The sequence below is a fragment of the Limnohabitans sp. Rim28 genome (assembly GCF_000293865.2).
In the GTDB taxonomy this organism is placed as follows: domain Bacteria; phylum Pseudomonadota; class Gammaproteobacteria; order Burkholderiales; family Burkholderiaceae_C; genus Limnohabitans_A.
In genome coordinates this window covers 101,730-118,462 of the sequence record NZ_ALKN02000008.1, presented here as the reverse complement: position 1 = coordinate 118,462, position 16,733 = coordinate 101,730, and the positions used below count along the sequence as shown (strand labels likewise).

The 16,733-nt window shown below is 59.1% G+C and carries 18 protein-coding genes; 10 read left to right on the top strand and 8 right to left on the bottom strand.

Features of this window, described 5'->3' with window-relative positions:
• Nucleotides 1-9: 9 nt before the first annotated feature.
• On the bottom strand, nt 10-285 hold the full coding sequence (locus tag B472_RS10810) for an SPW repeat protein (RefSeq protein ID WP_019426401.1): 276 nt from the start codon (nt 283-285) through the stop codon (nt 10-12).
• A 135-nt stretch (nt 286-420) separates the two neighbouring features.
• Here B472_RS10810 and hemA point away from each other — a divergent pair, with 135 nt between their 5' ends.
• The 4 genes from hemA (at nt 421) to grxD (ending at nt 4,143) form a co-directional block, all read left to right on the top strand.
• Complete coding sequence (hemA, locus tag B472_RS10805) at nt 421-1,692, top strand: glutamyl-tRNA reductase (RefSeq protein WP_019426400.1); 1,272 nt, start codon at nt 421-423, stop codon at nt 1,690-1,692.
• Nucleotides 1,693-1,806: 114 nt separating this feature from the next.
• Nucleotides 1,807-2,895, top strand: coding sequence for a peptide chain release factor 1 (prfA, locus tag B472_RS10800; protein ID WP_026039439.1), 1,089 nt, complete (start codon nt 1,807-1,809; stop codon nt 2,893-2,895).
• On the top strand, nt 2,895-3,734 hold the full coding sequence (gene prmC, locus B472_RS10795; RefSeq protein WP_019426398.1) for a peptide chain release factor N(5)-glutamine methyltransferase: 840 nt from the start codon (nt 2,895-2,897) through the stop codon (nt 3,732-3,734). Before prfA ends, prmC begins: the two co-directional genes overlap by 1 nt.
• 85 nt (nt 3,735-3,819) lie before the next feature.
• A complete protein-coding gene (grxD, locus tag B472_RS10790) occupies nt 3,820-4,143 on the top strand; it encodes a Grx4 family monothiol glutaredoxin (protein ID WP_019426397.1) in 324 nt (107 codons plus the stop codon).
• A gap of 62 nt (nt 4,144-4,205) precedes the next feature.
• On the opposite strand, the gene B472_RS10785 is transcribed toward grxD, so the two are convergent.
• Complete coding sequence (locus B472_RS10785; protein ID WP_019426396.1) at nt 4,206-4,832, bottom strand: lytic transglycosylase domain-containing protein; 627 nt, start codon at nt 4,830-4,832, stop codon at nt 4,206-4,208.
• Between the two features lie 17 nt (nt 4,833-4,849).
• Nucleotides 4,850-6,595 (bottom strand): proline--tRNA ligase, encoded by a 1,746-nt coding sequence (locus B472_RS10780; protein ID WP_019426395.1) that lies wholly within the window; start codon nt 6,593-6,595, stop codon nt 4,850-4,852.
• Nucleotides 6,596-6,694: 99 nt separating this feature from the next.
• Between B472_RS10780 and B472_RS10775 the strand changes: the two genes are divergently transcribed.
• Entirely contained in the window at nt 6,695-7,321 is a 627-nt protein-coding gene (locus B472_RS10775) for an RNA pyrophosphohydrolase (RefSeq protein ID WP_019426394.1), read from the top strand.
• A 13-nt stretch (nt 7,322-7,334) separates the two neighbouring features.
• Here the strand turns inward: B472_RS10775 and proB are convergent, their stop codons facing one another.
• From proB to rplU, 4 genes are all read right to left on the bottom strand, one after another.
• A complete protein-coding gene (gene proB / locus B472_RS10770) occupies nt 7,335-8,471 on the bottom strand; it encodes a glutamate 5-kinase (protein WP_019426393.1) in 1,137 nt (378 codons plus the stop codon).
• A gap of 76 nt (nt 8,472-8,547) precedes the next feature.
• Nucleotides 8,548-9,672, bottom strand: coding sequence for an Obg family GTPase CgtA (gene cgtA / locus B472_RS10765; protein ID WP_019426392.1), 1,125 nt, complete (start codon nt 9,670-9,672; stop codon nt 8,548-8,550).
• A gap of 105 nt (nt 9,673-9,777) precedes the next feature.
• Complete coding sequence (rpmA, locus tag B472_RS10760) at nt 9,778-10,038, bottom strand: 50S ribosomal protein L27 (RefSeq protein WP_019426391.1); 261 nt, start codon at nt 10,036-10,038, stop codon at nt 9,778-9,780.
• A gap of 12 nt (nt 10,039-10,050) precedes the next feature.
• The gene (gene rplU, locus B472_RS10755; protein ID WP_019426390.1) at nt 10,051-10,362 is read right to left on the bottom strand and encodes a 50S ribosomal protein L21; all 312 of its coding nucleotides are present in this window, start codon (nt 10,360-10,362) and stop codon (nt 10,051-10,053) included.
• Nucleotides 10,363-10,633: 271 nt separating this feature from the next.
• Here rplU and B472_RS10750 point away from each other — a divergent pair, with 271 nt between their 5' ends.
• From B472_RS10750 to B472_RS10740, 3 genes are all read left to right on the top strand, one after another.
• The gene (locus B472_RS10750; protein WP_116798657.1) at nt 10,634-11,563 is read left to right on the top strand and encodes a polyprenyl synthetase family protein; all 930 of its coding nucleotides are present in this window, start codon (nt 10,634-10,636) and stop codon (nt 11,561-11,563) included.
• Nucleotides 11,564-11,622: 59 nt separating this feature from the next.
• On the top strand, nt 11,623-11,991 hold the full coding sequence (locus tag B472_RS10745; RefSeq protein WP_019426388.1) for a surface-adhesin E family protein: 369 nt from the start codon (nt 11,623-11,625) through the stop codon (nt 11,989-11,991).
• Nucleotides 11,992-12,189: 198 nt separating this feature from the next.
• Complete coding sequence (locus tag B472_RS10740; RefSeq protein WP_019426387.1) at nt 12,190-13,185, top strand: tripartite tricarboxylate transporter substrate binding protein; 996 nt, start codon at nt 12,190-12,192, stop codon at nt 13,183-13,185.
• Between the two features lie 31 nt (nt 13,186-13,216).
• On the opposite strand, the gene B472_RS10735 is transcribed toward B472_RS10740, so the two are convergent.
• Nucleotides 13,217-14,107, bottom strand: coding sequence for an NAD(P)-dependent oxidoreductase (locus B472_RS10735; protein WP_040505860.1), 891 nt, complete (start codon nt 14,105-14,107; stop codon nt 13,217-13,219).
• Between the two features lie 56 nt (nt 14,108-14,163).
• On the opposite strand from B472_RS10735, the gene B472_RS10730 reads away from it, so the two are divergent.
• Entirely contained in the window at nt 14,164-15,522 is a 1,359-nt protein-coding gene (locus tag B472_RS10730; RefSeq protein ID WP_019426385.1) for a GspE/PulE family protein, read from the top strand.
• A complete protein-coding gene (locus B472_RS10725; protein ID WP_019426384.1) occupies nt 15,519-16,733 on the top strand; it encodes a type II secretion system F family protein in 1,215 nt (404 codons plus the stop codon). The genes B472_RS10730 and B472_RS10725 overlap by 4 nt, the downstream gene beginning before the upstream one ends.

Below are 16,733 nucleotides of genomic sequence, written 5' to 3'. Positions count from 1 at the left end.
CGTTGAGGCTCAACGCTGGATCCAAGCCCGCTGCATGAGCCATTCGACCGTCGCAGCCACCAACACCAGGGCGATGTAAGTGCTCATCTTGCCATCTTGTCCGTGCAGCCACAAACCCAGCAGCAGCACGCATAGGCCGCACAGTGCATGCACCCACATCCGGTGGCGGATCGTTTTGGCACTGCTGCCCATGACCCAACGGCCCGCCCAAGGCATGAGCACCGCCATGGCCAAAGCAGGCAAAACAAAGCCCAGCAGGTGAAACCCCAACAAGCCCAACGTCATAAAACCTCATTTTTTTAGGAGGCAGGCACCCGATCAGGGCGCCCAAGAGGCAAATTGTGCCTCCAAAGCCACGTCAAGTGGCCATGTCTTGATTGTGTCAAGAAAAGTTGACACAACAAGCCTATAATTCATGTCATGGCTGTCTGGACCCTCGGTTTGAACCACACCACCGCCCCGCTGGATCTGCGTGGCCGGTTTGCGTTTGCCGTGGATAAACTGGTTCCCACACTGCAAGGCCTGCGCCGTGACTTGGCCAACCGCATCGCACAAGAGCCCGAAGCGGCCATTCTTTCGACCTGCAACCGCACCGAAATTTATTGCGCTGCCGACCAAGCTGCCACCAACGACACCCTCAGATGGCTCGCCCAAACCGGTGGCGTCAGCGCCTCCGAACTGCATGCCCATACCTATTTGCTGGAGGGCAACGAAGCCGCTCGCCATGCATTTAGGGTGGCCAGTGGCCTGGATTCCATGGTGCTGGGTGAAGCCCAGATTTTGGGACAACTCAAAGACGCCGTGCGTGCAGCCGAACAAGCCGGCGCCCTGGGCAGCACACTGAACCAACTGTTTCAGCGCAGCTTCGCCGTGGCCAAAGAGGTGCGCAGCTCCACCGAAATCGGCGCCCATTCGATCAGCATGGCGGCCGCTTCGGTTCGTCTGGCCAGCCAGCTGTTTGAAGACATCAAAGACATTCGCATCCTGTTCGTTGGCGCTGGAGAAATGAATGAGTTGGTGGCTACTCACTTTGCAGCCAAGCAGCCCAGAGGCATGGCCATTGCCAACCGCAGCTTGGACCGGGCCGAGTTGCTGGCCCACCGCTTTGGGGCCGAAGTCATGCCCTTGGCCGATCTGCCCGACCGCCTGCATGAATTTGACGCCGTGATCAGCTGCACGGCCAGCACCTTGCCCCTGATTGGCTTGGGCGCGGTCGAGCGGGCCCTGAAAAAACGCAAGTACCGCCCCATGTTCATGGTCGATTTGGCTGTGCCCAGGGACATCGAACCCGAAGTCAAGTCACTCGAAGACGTTTACCTCTACACCGTGGACGATCTGGCCAGTGTGGTGCAAACCGGCCAAGCCCACCGCCAAGCGGCCGTGGCCGAGGCCGAGGTCATCATCGATGCGGGGGTGCAAAGCTTTATGAACTGGATGGGCCAGCGTTGCGCGGTGCCCCTGATCCAGCAACTGCAAAACCAAGCCGACGCTTGGCGCGAAGCTGAACTGGCCCGTGCCCGCAAACTTCTGGCCCGGGGCGACGACCCGATCGCCGTGATGGAAGCCCTGTCCAAGGGATTGACGCAAAAAATGTTGCACGGCGCTCTGGCTGAACTGCGCGGCGCACCGCCAGAACTGCGGGAGCAAAGCATGCAAACGGTCCAACGCGTTTTTCTGCGCAAAGAACGTTAGCGATTGAGTCCCTGGTCGGCGTTCAAATCCGACATCGCCTCGCCTCTCGGCGCCGCGGCGCCAATGCAGACCTCCAGTCGGTGCAGTCGCGCCGACACACAAGATTCAGCCGGCATGAAACCCTTTTTGATCCAACAACTCGAACGCTATGCTTTGCGCTTGACCGAGCTGGACTTTCTGCTGTCCCGTGAAGACATCATGGCCGACATGACGCAGTTCCTGAAGCTGTCGCGTGAGCATGCCGAGGTCAGCGCCGTGGCCTCCCGCTTTGCCCGATTTCAGCAGCGCAACGCCGATCTGGCAGCAGCCCAAACCATGCTGGCAGATGCGGATATGCGCGAAATGGCCGAAGAAGAATCGGCCAGCGCCAGCGCCGAATTGCAGCTCCTAGACGCCGAACTGCAACGCATGCTGCTGCCCAAAGACCCTGACGACGCACGGCCGGCCTTTGTTGAAATCCGCGCGGGCACCGGGGGCGACGAGTCGGCCCTGTTTGCGGGGGACTTGCTGCGCATGTACACGCGCTATGCCGAAAGCCAGGGCTGGCGCTGCGACATCGTGTCTGAATCCTTGAGCGAGCTGGGCGGTTACAAGGAAGTCGTGGTGCGCATCGAGGGCGATCAGGTTTACGGCGCGCTCAAATTCGAATCGGGCGGCCACCGGGTGCAGCGCGTGCCTGCCACCGAAACGCAAGGCCGCATCCACACCAGCGCCTGCACTGTGGCCGTGCTGGCCGAGCCGGACGAAGCCGAGGCCATCAAGATCAACCCATCTGACTTGCGCATCGACACCTACCGCGCCAGCGGTGCGGGCGGGCAACACATCAACAAGACCGACTCGGCCGTGCGCATCACCCACTTGCCCACCGGCATCGTGGCCGAATGCCAGGACGGCCGCAGCCAACACAGCAACAAGGCTCAGGCCCTGAAAGTGCTGACGGCCCGCATTCAAGAAAAAGACCGTGCGGAACGTGCCGCGAAAGACGCTGCCGAGCGCAAAAGCCTGATCGGCAGCGGCGACCGCTCGGACCGCATCCGAACCTACAACTTCCCGCAAGGGCGCCTGACCGACCACCGCATCAACCTCACGCTTTACAAGCTGCTCACCATCATGGAGGGCGATTTGCAGGACGTGGTCAGTGCCTTGCAAAGCTACGAAGCCGCTGAACAGCTGGCCGCGCTTGAAATCGGGGCGACTGCGTGATGGCCACGCACGCCAGCCCCAGCGTGGCCGATTGCATGCAACAAGCCCTGAAACAAGCCCTGGCCCGGGTGGACGCACAAATCCTCTTGCTGCACGCCCTGGCGCGCCCGCTGCATGACCGCGCCTGGCTGCTGGCCCACGATGCGGATTTGTTGACCGAGGCCCAACAACACAACTGGGATCAAGCCCTGCAACGCCGCCTGCAAGGCGAGCCTGTGGCCTACATCACCGGGCTCAAGGACTTTTTTGGTCTGACCCTGCATGTCGACGCCCGCGTGCTGGACCCGCGCCCCGATACGGAAATTCTGGTCGAATGGGCGCTGCAATTGCTGCCTGCGGGCCAAGCAGCCTGCGTGCTGGACCTGGGCACCGGCAGCGGCGCTGTGGCGCTGGCCCTGCAGCACCAGCGCCCTGCAGCACAGGTGACGGCGGTGGACGCCAGCTCCGCCGCCCTGGCCGTGGCCAGCGCCAACGCCCAGCGCCTGAACTTGCCAGTGCAGTGCGTGCTGAGCCACTGGATGGACGCCGTGCCTGGCCCGTTTGAATTGATCGTCTCCAACCCGCCCTATGTGGCCGAAGGTGATCCGCACCTGAGCGCCCTGACCCATGAGCCCCTGAGCGCCCTGACGGGTGGTGCCGATGGCCTCGATGACATCCGTCACATCATCGCCCAGGCCCCCAGCCGACTCACCGCAGGCGGCTGGCTGCTGCTCGAACACGGCTGGGACCAGGCCAGCGCTGTGCAGGACCTGCTGCGCAAAGCCGGGTTTGTCCAGATTCAGTCGCGCCGCGATCTGGGCGGCATCGAACGCTGTACAGGGGCGGTGATGCCGAATTGACAGCAACATCCCTGCAAAAATGGCAGACTTTCAATCAGAGACATAATTCACTTCAACCGACACTGACCCCACTTGGAGCAACAACATGAGCGACACCCAACAACGCATCGACGAACTCGTCAAAGGCAACGAGATCACCCTGTTCATGAAAGGCAACGCCAACTTTCCCATGTGCGGTTTTTCGGGCCGCGCCATCCAACTGCTCAAGGCTTGCGGTGTCGACCCCAAGACCGTCAAGACCGTGAACGTGCTGGATGACGCAGAAATCCGTCAGGGCATCAAGGAATACAGCAACTGGCCCACCATCCCCCAGCTCTATGTCAAGGGCGAGTTCATTGGTGGCTCGGACATCATGATGGAAATGTACGAATCGGGCGAGCTGCAACAGGTCATCAACGGCCAGGCTTGAAGGGTGGCCTCGAGCGAGGCCTCCAACCGTCAAAGCCACCCTCGGGTGGCTTTTTTGTGCCCTCAATCCAAGGGGTGCCGCCAAGTCCGCTGCGCCGCCATCACCGATTGCGGATAAGCCGACTGTCCGCGGCTGCCGTTGTAACGGCCCAGCGCCATGAACATGTCGCCCCGTTCGCGGTCCAGGTAGTGCCGCAGGATCACGCAGCCAAAACGCAGGTTGGTCTGCATGTGGAACAGGCGGCTGTCGTCGCCGTCGCCGATCAGGCCCGCCCAAAAGGGCATGACCTGCATGTAGCCGCGTGCCCCAGCGCTGGAGATGGCAAATTTGCGAAACGCGCTTTCGACCTGCACCACGCCCAACACCAGCGACAAAGGCAGGCCAGCCCTGCGGGCTTCGTACCAAAGGGTTTGCAAAAACTCTTGCCGTTCAGTGGGGTGTTTTTTGTAGCGCGTCAGACGCTGGCTGCTGTCTGCTTGCCACTGTGCATAAGCCTGCTGATCAGCGGTGGTGGGCAACAGGGGTTCAGGGGGAGCCGACGCAGCCACGGCAGCGCTCAGGGCCGAACGCACGGCGTGCGACAGAGGCTCTTCAATTTGCCTTCCAGCGTGCGCCAGCCCGACGGGCAACACAGCGCCACACAGACTGAGCAAACAAGCCCGGCGGCTGGGCAAGTCCGGGCGCGTCATGGGCCGGGGTGCGCGGTTCAGGGGGCCAAACGCCCCTTGAGGTGACTCAGAATGTCGGCCAAAGCCACTTTGCTGGATTCGGCATCGCGGCGGTGCTGGTATTCGACCAGGCCGTCTTTGAGGCCCTTGTCGCCAATCGTGATGCGGTGCGGCACACCGATCAGTTCCCAGTCGGCAAACATGGCACCGGGGCGCTCGCCACGGTCATCCAGGATCACGTCCACGCCCTCGGCCAGCAAGGCGGCATAGATGCGCTCGGCTTCAAGCTTGACCGCCTCGCTGCGGTCCATGCCGATGGGGCAAACCACCACCGTGAAGGGCGCAATCGCGTCGGGCCAGATGATGCCGCGCTCGTCGTGGTTTTGCTCGATGGCGGCAGCAGGCAGGCGGGTGATGCCGATGCCGTAGCAACCCATTTCCAGAAACTGCGGCTTGCCGGTCTCATCCAGAAAGGTGGCGTTCATGGCCTTCGAGTATTTGGTGCCCAAATAGAACACATGGCCCACTTCGATGCCGCGCTCAATGGCCAACTCGCCCGCGCCGTCAGGCGACTTGTCGCCCGCCACCACATTGCGGATGTCGGCCACCAGCGCGGGCTCGGGCAGGTCGCGGCCCCAGTTGACGCCGGTGATGTGAAAGTCTTCCTCATTGGCCCCACAGATCCAGTCGGCCATCACGGCCACGTCGCGGTCGGCGACCAGGTGCACCGGCTTCTTTAAATTCAGGGGGCCGAGGTAACCGGGCTTGCAGCCAAAGTGCTCTTCGATTTCACCCAAGGTGGCAAAGCGGAAACCGCCTTCCATGCCGGGCAGTTTGCCCACTTTGACTTCGTTCATGTCGTGGTCGCCGCGCAGCAGCAGCAGCCAGACTTGTGACTTCAGCACCTCGCCCTGCTCGTTCAAGGTGTCGGTGGCCAGCACCAGCGACTTGACCGTGGTGGCCAGCGGCACATTCAGCAGAGCAGCCACGTCTTCGCAGGTGCTCTTGCCGGGAGTGGGGGTCTTGGTCAAGGCTTGCGTGGCCGCGCCACGGGGCCGGCTGGGCGCCAAGGCTTCGGCCTTTTCGATGTTGGCGGCGTAGTTGCTGGAGGGGCAATACACGATGGCGTCTTCGCCGGTGGCAGCGATCACCTGGAACTCTTCGCTCAAATCGCCCCCGATGGCACCGCTGTCGGCAGCCACAGCGCGGTAAGTCAGGCCAAAACGGTCAAAAATTTGGCGGTAGGCTCCGGCCATCACTTGGTAGCTGGCTTTGGCGCTCGCCATATCGCGGTCAAAGCTGTAGGCGTCTTTCATGGTGAACTCGCGACCGCGCATCAAACCAAAGCGGGGACGGCGCTCGTCGCGGAATTTGGTCTGGATCTGGTAGAAGTTTTTGGGCAGCTGCTTGTAGCTGCGCACTTCCTGGCGCACCACGTCGGTCACCACCTCTTCGCTGGTGGGCTGGATCACAAAATCGCGACCATGGCGGTCCTGGATGCGCAAAAGCTCTGGACCCATCTTGTCAAAGCGGCCTGTCTCCTGCCACAACTCGGCCGGTTGCACCACGGGCATGGTCATCTCGATGGCGCCTGCGCGGTTCATCTCTTCGCGCACGATGGCTTCGACTTTGCGGATCACCCGCAAACCCATGGGCATGTAGTTGTAGATGCCTGCGCCCAGCTTCTTGATCATGCCGGCGCGGGTCATCAGCTTGTGGCTGACCACTTCAGCATCGGCTGGGGCTTCTTTGAGGGTAGAAATGAGGAACTGGGAGGCTTTCATCGCGGCGGGCTAACTGAGCAGGGGGATCAGGGAAACATCCAAGAGCCAGCGCCGGTACGGCGTGCATAATGGACACAATTTAAAAATTTGAGGTTGATTATGCTTGACCGTGAAGGCTTTAGGCCGAACGTCGGCATCATTCTGCTCAACCAGAAGAACCAGGTTTTCTGGGGCAAGCGCATTCGCACCCACAGCTGGCAGTTTCCGCAGGGTGGCATTGACCGGGGTGAAAGTCCTGAACAAGCCATGTTCCGCGAATTGCACGAAGAAGTGGGGCTCCAACCGGAGCATGTGCGCATTGTGGCCCGAACCCGTGATTGGTTGCGCTATGAGGTGCCAGACCGCTTCATCCGCAGGGATGCGCGTGGTTTTTACAAGGGCCAGAAACAAATCTGGTACCTGCTGCAGATGGTCACGCACGACCACCACTTGAACCTGCGCGCCACCGACCACCCCGAGTTCGATGCTTGGCGCTGGAACGATTATTGGGTGCCGCTGGATGTGGTGGTCGAGTTCAAGCGTGGCGTGTACGAAATGGCCTTGACCGAACTGGCCCGCTACCTGCCCCGTCAGGACAGACAAAACCGTTACTTGCGTGGTGGCAACCGTGGGCCACGCGATGGCGTGGACTCAGACAACGGCCAGAACGGGGCAATGGAAATACCAGCGCCTCTGCACATGGAATTGCCGCCTGGGGCCAGTTTCGACCCCAACCCTCAAGGCTGAGCTCAGGTTTGCATCAACGGGACAAGATCAGATTGTCCCGATGCACCATCTCCGGCTCTGCGCAGTAGCCCAGCAGCGCCTCATACTCGTGAGAGGGCTTGCGGCAAAGCAAACGCGCTTCGGCACTGGCATAGTTGGCCAAACCCCTGGCAATTTCCAGACCGTGTTCGTCTTTGATGGCGATCACATCACCGCGCGAAAAATCACCGGCCACGCCCGTCATCCCAATGGGCAGCAAACTTTTGCCTTCCGTCAGCACCTTGTGCGCCGCCCCAGCATCGACGGTGACTGAACCGCGCAACTGCAGGTGATCGGCCATCCACTGCTTGCGGGCTTGCTGTTTGGCGGTTTGGGCCACCAGCAAGGTGCCCATGTTGTCGCCTTGGCACAAACGCAGCAGGGCATCAGGCTCGCGCCCCCAAGCGATCACGGTAGAGGCGCCTGATCCCGCCGCCCGCTTGGCCGCCAAAATTTTGGTGATCATCCCGCCCCTGCCCAAACTTGAGCCCGCACCGCCGGCCATGGCTTCGAGAGCGGCATCGCCCGCACGGGCTTCGTGCACAAATGTGGCGGACGGGTCTTTGCGGGGATCGGCGCTGAACAAGCCTTTTTGGTCCGTCAAAATGATCAGCAAATCGGCCTCAATCAAATTAGCGACCAAGGCCCCCAAGGTGTCGTTGTCACCAAACTTGATCTCGTCGTTGACCACCGTGTCGTTTTCGTTGATCACGGGCAGCACACGGTGCTGCAGCAAAGTCAGCAAAGTCGAGCGCGCATTGAGGTAACGCTCGCGGTCCGCGAGATCGGCGTGTGTGAGCAGCACCTGGGCGCTGCCCATGCCGTTTTCACGCAGCTTGGTCTCGTACATCTGCGCCAGGCCCATCTGGCCCACGGCGGCGGCGGCTTGCAGAGCGGGCACTTCAATGGGGCGAGTCGTCCAGCCCAGACGCTTCATGCCCTCGGCGATCGCACCGCTGGACACCATGACCACCTCTTTGCCTTGGGCGCTGAGCAAAGCCATCTGGCGGCACCATTCGCCAATCGCGCCCTCGTCCAAACCACGGCCTTCGTTCGTGACCAAGCTGGAGCCTACTTTGACAACGATGCGGCGGGCATCCCGCAACAGAGTGGATACGGCTGAAGAGGTCATCGAAGGTGTGCTTTGGCGTTGAAAGGGCGGTGGCAGAGCGTACCGTTAATGCAGAATTGCGACCCGTTGAACCGATTTAATCGGCATCCGAAGGCAGCGGTTTGAAGCGTGGATCATCGGCATCGGGCTCTTGCGGCTTGTCCTGCTCCTTGAAGCGGGGGTCAATGTCCACCACGCCTTGCTCAATGATTTGCTGGGCACGGATGTGCTTGTAGATTTCTTTGATCAAAGGCTCACAGCCTTCGCGGGTCAAGGCAGAGATCTGGAAAACCGGGCCTTTGTAGCGCATGCGCTTGATGAAGTCTTTGACGCGGGCTTCGCGCTCTTCAGCGGGCACCATGTCCAGCTTGTTGAGCACCAACCAGCGCGGTTTGTTGTAAAGACCGGGATCGTATTTTTTGAGCTCGGCCACGATGGCCTTGGCTTGTTGCACGGGGTCGACATTCTCGTCAAACGGTGCAAAGTCCACCACATGCAGCAGCAAACGGGTGCGCTGCAAGTGGCGCAAAAACAAATGGCCCAGGCCCGCACCTTCAGACGCACCTTCGATCAAACCGGGCACATCGGCGACCACAAAGCTTTGCTCAGGCCCCACACGCACCACGCCCAAGTTGGGGTGCAAAGTGGTGAAGGGGTAATCGGCAATTTTGGGGCGTGCATTGGACACGGCGGCAATGAAAGTCGACTTGCCTGCGTTAGGCATGCCCAGCAGGCCCACATCGGCCAACACTTTCAGTTCAAGTTTCAGCTCTTTTTTCTCGCCCAACCAGCCCGGGGTTTTCTGGCGCGGGGCACGGTTGATGGCGCTTTTGAAGCGCATGTTGCCAAAGCCGCCATCGCCACCCTTGGCGATCATGATGGTTTCGCCCGGCACCAGCAGCTCATAAAGCACGTCTCCGGTTTCGGCATCGGTGATGATGGTGCCCACGGGCATTTTCAAGGTGACGTCATCACCCGCAGCGCCGAACATGTCGGAGCCCATGCCGTGCTGACCGCGCTTGGCCTCGTGGCGGCGCGAATAGCGGTAATCGACCAAGGTGTTCAGGTTGATGTCGGCATAGGCAAACACATGTCCGCCACGACCACCATCACCCCCGTTGGGTCCGCCGAATTCTTTGTACTTTTCATGGCGGAACGAGACGCAGCCGTTCCCGCCATCACCTGCGGAGATGTCTATATAGGCTTCGTCAACGAACTTCATGAGATTTCCAGTGTAGCTTGAGGCCCCAGAGTTGATGCACATCAGGGCCAGAAAAGCGAAGAGCCCCGGCTTGCGGGGCTCCTCTTCGCCATGGGCGCGACAGGCTTAAACAGCCGGTGTCACGTTGACCATGTGCTTGCTCAGTTCGCCTTTGGTGGAAAACGACACGTGGCCGTCTACCAAAGCAAACAAAGTGTGGTCTTTGCCGATGCCGACATTGCTGCCAGCGTGGAACTTGGTGCCACGTTGACGAACGATGATCGAGCCAGCGCTGATCAATTCACCACCGAAAGCCTTGACGCCGAGCATTTTTGGCTTGGAATCACGACCGTTGCGCGTAGAGCCGCCGCCTTTTTTCTGTGCCATGACCTATTCTCCTCAGGCAGAGATCGCGCCGATTTGCAGTTCTGTGAACTGCTGGCGGTGACCCTGACGTTTTTGATAGTGCTTACGACGGCGCATCTTGAAGATGTGCACTTTGTCGTGCTTGCCATGCGCCAAAACTGTGGCTTTGACTGTGGCGCCGGACACCAGGGGCGTGCCGATCTTGAGTTCAGCGCCGGTACCGACAGCTAAAACTTGATCAATCACGATTTCCTGGCCAACGTCCGCAGCAATCTGTTCTACTTTAATTTTTTCGCCAGCGACAACACGATACTGTTTGCCACCGGTTTTTATGACCGCGTACATAAATGACCTCTTTGAATGGAAGTTTCCAAGGGCTAATCCCCAAGGAACCCGAGATTTTAGCATGCACCCGACCAAGCTGGCAAATCACCAAGCCCACGCGAACACCCAAGGCGACGCAGACAATGGGTTTCCCTATAATGCATTCACTTTATAACGCGCCATGCATGGGCGTTTTTGCCGCCCCGGCATAGCCGGGTAACCCAGCCGGATTTTCCATTTGTCAGCCTCAGAACACAGTACAGCTGCTGCCTTCGAACTGGTCGCCTCCGATATGGCCGCTGTCGATCTTGTCATTGCTCAAAGGCTCGACTCCGGTGTCCCCTTGGTTGGCGAAGTGGCCAAGTACATCATTTCTGCGGGCGGAAAACGTTTGCGCCCCGTTTTGCTGCTGCTGACTTGCGGCGCTTTGGGCTACAACGGCCATCAGCGCCACAACTTGGCCGCCGTTGTCGAGTTCATCCACACGGCCACTTTGCTGCACGACGATGTGGTGGACGAATCCACACTGCGTCGTGGTCGCCCCACTGCCAACGAAAACTTCGGCAATCCGGCCAGCGTTCTGGTCGGTGATTTTTTGTATTCCCGTGCCTTTCAAATGATGGTCGAGGCCCAAAGCATGCGGGTCATGCAAACCCTGGCTGACGCCACCAATGTGATCGCCGAAGGCGAGGTGCTGCAGCTGATGAACATGCACGATGCCTCTCTGGACGAAGACGGCTATCTGCGCGTGATCCGCTCCAAAACCGCCAAATTGTTTGAGGCCAGTGCGCGCTTGGGGGCCATTTTGGCGGGCAGTCCCTCCGCCATCGAGACCGCTTGTGCAGACTACGGTCAGGCCCTGGGTACGGCCTTCCAGGTGATCGATGATGTTTTGGATTACGACGGCAATGCCGCTGAAATGGGCAAGAACTTGGGCGACGACCTGCGCGAAGGTAAAGCTACCCTGCCCCTGATTTTGGCCATGCAGCGCGGCAACGAGGCACAAAGACAAACCGTTCGCGAAGCGATTGAAACGGGCAGCGTGGACAAAATCACCGAAATTGCCAACATTGTCCGAGTGACGGGCGCCCTGGAAGCCACGAGAAATGCTGCAGCCGCCGAAGCTCAGCGCGCCATCGACGCCGCCATGCTGCTGCCTGACAATCCTCATCGTTCAGCCTTACTCACTTTGGCTTCCCAATTGCTCAACCGCCGCACCTGATCCGCTCTACCAGGAGAACCCCTGTGCGAACAAGACCATTGGCCATTTCGGTTTTTTGCATGCTCATCGGCCTTGGCGCCCTGAACGCCATCGCTGCCACGCCCAAATGGGATGCCGTGACTTTGAACGATCAAGGCATGTTTTTCATTGACGCAAATTCGATCAAAGACGAAGGCGGCAAGAAAATTTTGTGGAGTGCTGTTGATTACAAAAAACCCCAAATGACCGCCGATGGGGTCGCCTATGTTTCGGTCCAGACCCAACTGCAAATCAACTGCAAGGTCAAAATGGCTCGGGTGATGCACATGACTTACTTCACCGGACCCATGCTCACAGGCAAGCAAGTTGGCCGCCAAGGCATGCTGCACGAGTGGCTTGAGATCGACCCGACATCCGCCATACACAAAATCGCTCGCCGGGTCTGCTGACTTTTGGCTTGGTGGGGGGAAGGAGCCGGTCAGGCTCACCGGTGCATCCCCGTGCTGTCGCCCGCATTGGGTCGATCTGTCTGAACCCAAAAATGCCCTGAACTTGTCGCTTTGGTGATCCCACGAGTCCCCCAAGCTGTGTGATATTGACTCTTGTCCCTTGGCGATAACCGAGGGATCCCATCAACAGGAGACAACATGCAATCACATCGCCGGAAATGGATTCACTTGTGCACTTTGGGTTTGGCTGGGCTGCTGACATTGGGCGCCCACCCTGGCCTGATGGCGCAGACCTATCCCAACAAACCCATCAAAATGATCGTGCCCTTCCCGGCAGGCGGCACCACCGACATTGTGGCCCGCATCGTGGCGCAACGCATGAGCGAGTCCATGGGGCAACCTGTGACCATCGACAACCGAGGTGGAGCAGGCGGCGCCATTGGGGCTGACTTGATGGCCAAAGCTGCACCTGACGGCTACACCATCATGATGCACAACCTGTCATTTCCACTGGCATCGGTCGCGCAAACTTTGGCCAACCGCTCGCCCTTTAACGTGGACACCGACTTTGCCGGCGTGTCGATTGCGGTCTACGTGCCATTTGTGTGGACTGCCAGCCCCAGCGTTCCAGCCAAAGACCTGAGGGAGTTGGCCGCGCTGTTGCGTGGCAACCCTGCGTTGCAATACAACTACGGCTCGACCGGTCCGGGCTCCACCATGCACGTATTGGGTGAGGCCTTCAAAAAGGAAGGCAAAGTCAACATCACCCACATTCCGTTCAAAGGCGCAGCCCCTCTGAAACAGGAACTGCTGGCAGGCCGCCTCCAAGTCGGGGGTGATCAGTTGTCCTCGTCCCTGGCCGAAATCAAGGCAGGCACACTCAAAGCTTTGGCCACCACAGCCTCCAAACGCATTCCTGGTTTGCCGGATGTTCCCACCGTGAGGGAGTTGGGCTTTCCCAACCTGGAACTGGAAGGCTGGAACGGCGTCTTTGCACCGGCCAAAACACCCAAGGACATCATCGACCGCCTGAACAAAGAAGTCATTGCAGCCGTTCGACACCCCGAAGTGGTCAAACGACTGAACGACCTGGGTGCAGAGGGCGTTGGCTCAACACCCGCCGAGCAAGATGCCATGCTGCGGCGGCAAATGGACCAGTTCCGCGCCATCATTCGCGAGATGCGCTTGGAATAAAGCTTGTCGCAAGGCAACTTCGCCGGAAAAATCAGGCGCGGTTGCCTTGTGTCAACCACCACACCAACAACTCGGAGCAATCTTTCCCATCCAATCCACTGTGCGCTGCAGCTTCAAATTGTTGCAAAGCGAGTGCGGTCAGTGGCATTTCGCGTTGAACCTTTTGCCCCTGATCCAGCATGGCTTGCATGTCTTTGCGCATCGTGGCCACATTCACGGTGACTTGATCGCTTTTTTTCTCCGCCAAAGTTTTGGCAATCATGGCACCTCGGACCTTGAGCATGTTGGGCCCACCCGAAGAATCAGACAAGATGTCGATCACACGCTGAGGATCCAGACCCAAAGGTTCGACCAATGACAACGCCTCTCCCAAGGTTTGCCAGTACACCATCAAGGGCAAATTGACGGCCAACTTCATGGTGGCGCCTGAGCCGTGTGGGCCGACATGCTCTACGCGACGGCAAATGACGTCCAGCAACGCCCGCACCGATTGCAAGTCCTGCGCAGCGCCTCCCACAAACCCAAGCAGCTTGCCCTCTTTGGCGGGGCCCACACTGCCGCCGACCGGGCACTCCAGAAAACGGGCACCAAGTGCCTGAATCCGCTGGGCCATTTCTTGCGGTTTGGCAGGTCGCACGGTGCTCATGTCAATGAATATCTTGTCCATCACACGACCAGACAACAAGCCTGTCTCCGTTCCATAGACTTCGTCCAAAGCCGCCTCGTTGGTCAACAAGGTGATGACCACATCCACCGACTCTGACAAAGACCTGGGCGATTGAGCCCATTGAGCACCTGCATCCAACAAAGGCCGAGCCCGCTCGGCAGTTCGGTTCCACACCGTCAGCTCGTACCCCAAAGAGAGCAACCTCAAGCCAATGGCCGAACCCATTTTTCCAATACCTGCGATACCTACTTTCATGTTTGTCTCCAAGCTGGGTTAGAAAAAATGATTGTGAAGCTGTTCAGCACAGCTGGGTGAATGAAAAGTCCTTGACCACGGCCACATTGTTGAACAAAAAAATGCGGGATCTTGCCAGCCTGTGTCGGTTCGGCATTTACAAACGCTCTGGACAGCGCCATGATTTGAATTCTTTGGTATTCCATAAAGGGGTCAGCATGGCATCAGGACCAGCACGATCAAAGCCTTCTGCGAGCGCCGAGGATGCCCCGGTGGTGACCTATGTGCAACAGCTGCTGGAACAAGCGGTAGCGCTCAAGGCATCGGACCTGCATTTCGAGCCTTATGAGCATCACTATCGGGTGCGAATGCGCGTGGATGGAGAGTTGCGCGAAGTCGCCTCGCCGCACATGGCATTGAAAGACCGGTTGGCTTCCCGCATCAAAGTGATGTCGCGTTTGGACATCGCTGAAAAACGCTTGCCACAAGACGGGCGGATGAAACTGCATTTGGCCGACGGTCGGGAGCTGGACTTGCGGGTCAGCACCTTACCCACCCTCTTTGGTGAAAAATTGGTGATCAGAGTGCTCGATTCGGCCCAAGCCCAGTTGGACCTTCAAGGCCTTGGCTATGAGCCCGAAGACCTTCAGCGCTTATTGACCGCGATCCGCGCGCCACACGGCTTGGTGCTGGTGACCGGCCCAACAGGCTCTGGCAAAACACAATCCCTGTACGCCTGCCTGAACCTCCTCAACACAGCCGAGGTGAACATCGCCACCGTGGAAGACCCCTGCGAAATACAACTCGCAGGCATCAACCAAGTCAACGTGCAAGACAAGCCGGGCCTCAGTTTTGCCGTCGCTTTGCGGGCATTTCTGCGACAAGACCCGGACATTTTGATGGTGGGCGAAGTGCGGGATCTGGAGACGGCCAACATCGCCATACAAGCGGCACAAACCGGGCATTTGGTGTTGTCCACCTTGCACACCAACGACGCTCCGGCCACTTTGGTGCGTTTGCGCAACATGGGCACGGCCCCCTACAACATTGCCGCCAGCGTGAGCTTGGTGACAGCGCAACGCTTGGTGCGCTGCCTGTGCCCCCATTGCAAGCAAGCCACTGCCTTGCCCGGGGCCATTTTGCGCAAAGCCGGTTGGCCAGAAGCCTTGTGCCTCACGGCGACAGTGCAGGCTTTTGAGGCAGTAGGCTGTGCGTTTTGCCACAAGGGTTTTTCAGGGAGAACCGGTATTTTTCAGGTCATGCCTGTGAGCACCGAGATGCAAAATTTGGTGTTGCAAGAAGCCGGCATTCAGGAGATGGTGCAACAAGCCCGACGGGAAGGGATCAACAGCTTGCGCGTCGCTGGCTTGCGCAAAGTGCTCCAAGGCATCACCTCGCTGGAGGAGGTCTTGGGGGCCACCCGGGACGATACATGAACGCCCCCCAACCACAACCACCAGGTCCGACTTTTCGATGGTCGGGTCGCGACGCGCAGGGTCGCCCCCAAAGCGGTACGTTACAAGCTTTGCATGCCGACTTGGCCAGGGCTCAGCTGCGCCGACAGGGGATACAAAAAGTGCAGGTGCAGCGCATGTGGTGGTCAAGCCCTGACAGCATCAAAAGCAAAGACTTGGCCACCATGACACGGCAGTGGGCGGCGATGCTGAAAGCTGGAGTCCCTGTGGTGCAAGCTTTGGCCATGCTGTGCCGAAGCATGTCTCATAAAAACGCAGTGCGTGTCATGCAGACCGTTCTCAACGACGTCACATCGGGTGTCGCGCTGAACGATGCTTTGGCTCGGCACCCTCGGCATTTCAGCGGCCTTTTTGTGCACATGGTGCAAGCGGGTGAATCAGCGGGCATCTTGGACCAGATCATGGAAAGCTTGTCACAGACCCTCGAAAAAAACGAAGCCCTTCGCTCCAAAATCCGTTCGGCGCTGATGTATCCCACCGCAGTATTGATGCTGGCCATGGGAATTTTGGGGCTGATTTTGGTGTGGGTGGTACCGGTGTTTGAAGAAGTGTTCCAGTCCTTAGGCGCGGAGTTGCCTTGGTCCACCCAAATGGTGATGGGCCTGAGCGACTCGCTGATCCAAGCTTGGCCAGTGGTTCTGTTTGTCTTCGCGTTTCCCATCTGGGCGGCACAACACCCGGGGCCTGCAGCCAACCGTCTGCGCACATGGGCCGCACAGTGGCTCCTGACATGGCCAGTTCTGGGGCCACTTTTGACCACGGCCATCGTGGCGCGTTGGTCACAAACCCTCTCGGCCTTGCTGTCAGCCGGCGTCCCCTTGGCAGAGGCGCTGGGGTCAACTGCCCAGGCATGCGATCATCCAGACTTTGAACGTGTCACATTGCAATTGCAAAGACGGGTCGTTCAGGGCAGCAGTTTGAGCGAGGCCATGGGACAAACCGCTCGCTTTCCAGCGATGATCGTGCAGCTGTGCGCAACCGGCGAGGAAACCGGCGCTTTGGACAGCTTACTGGGCAAAGCGGGGGGCCTGATGGTGACAGAATTGGACGACCATGTGAACGGCTTGACCAGCTTGCTGGAGCCCCTGATCATCGTGGTATTGGGCGGCTTGATTGGCGCCATTTTGGTGGCCATGTATCTCCCTATTTTCAATTTAGGACAAGTGTTTTGA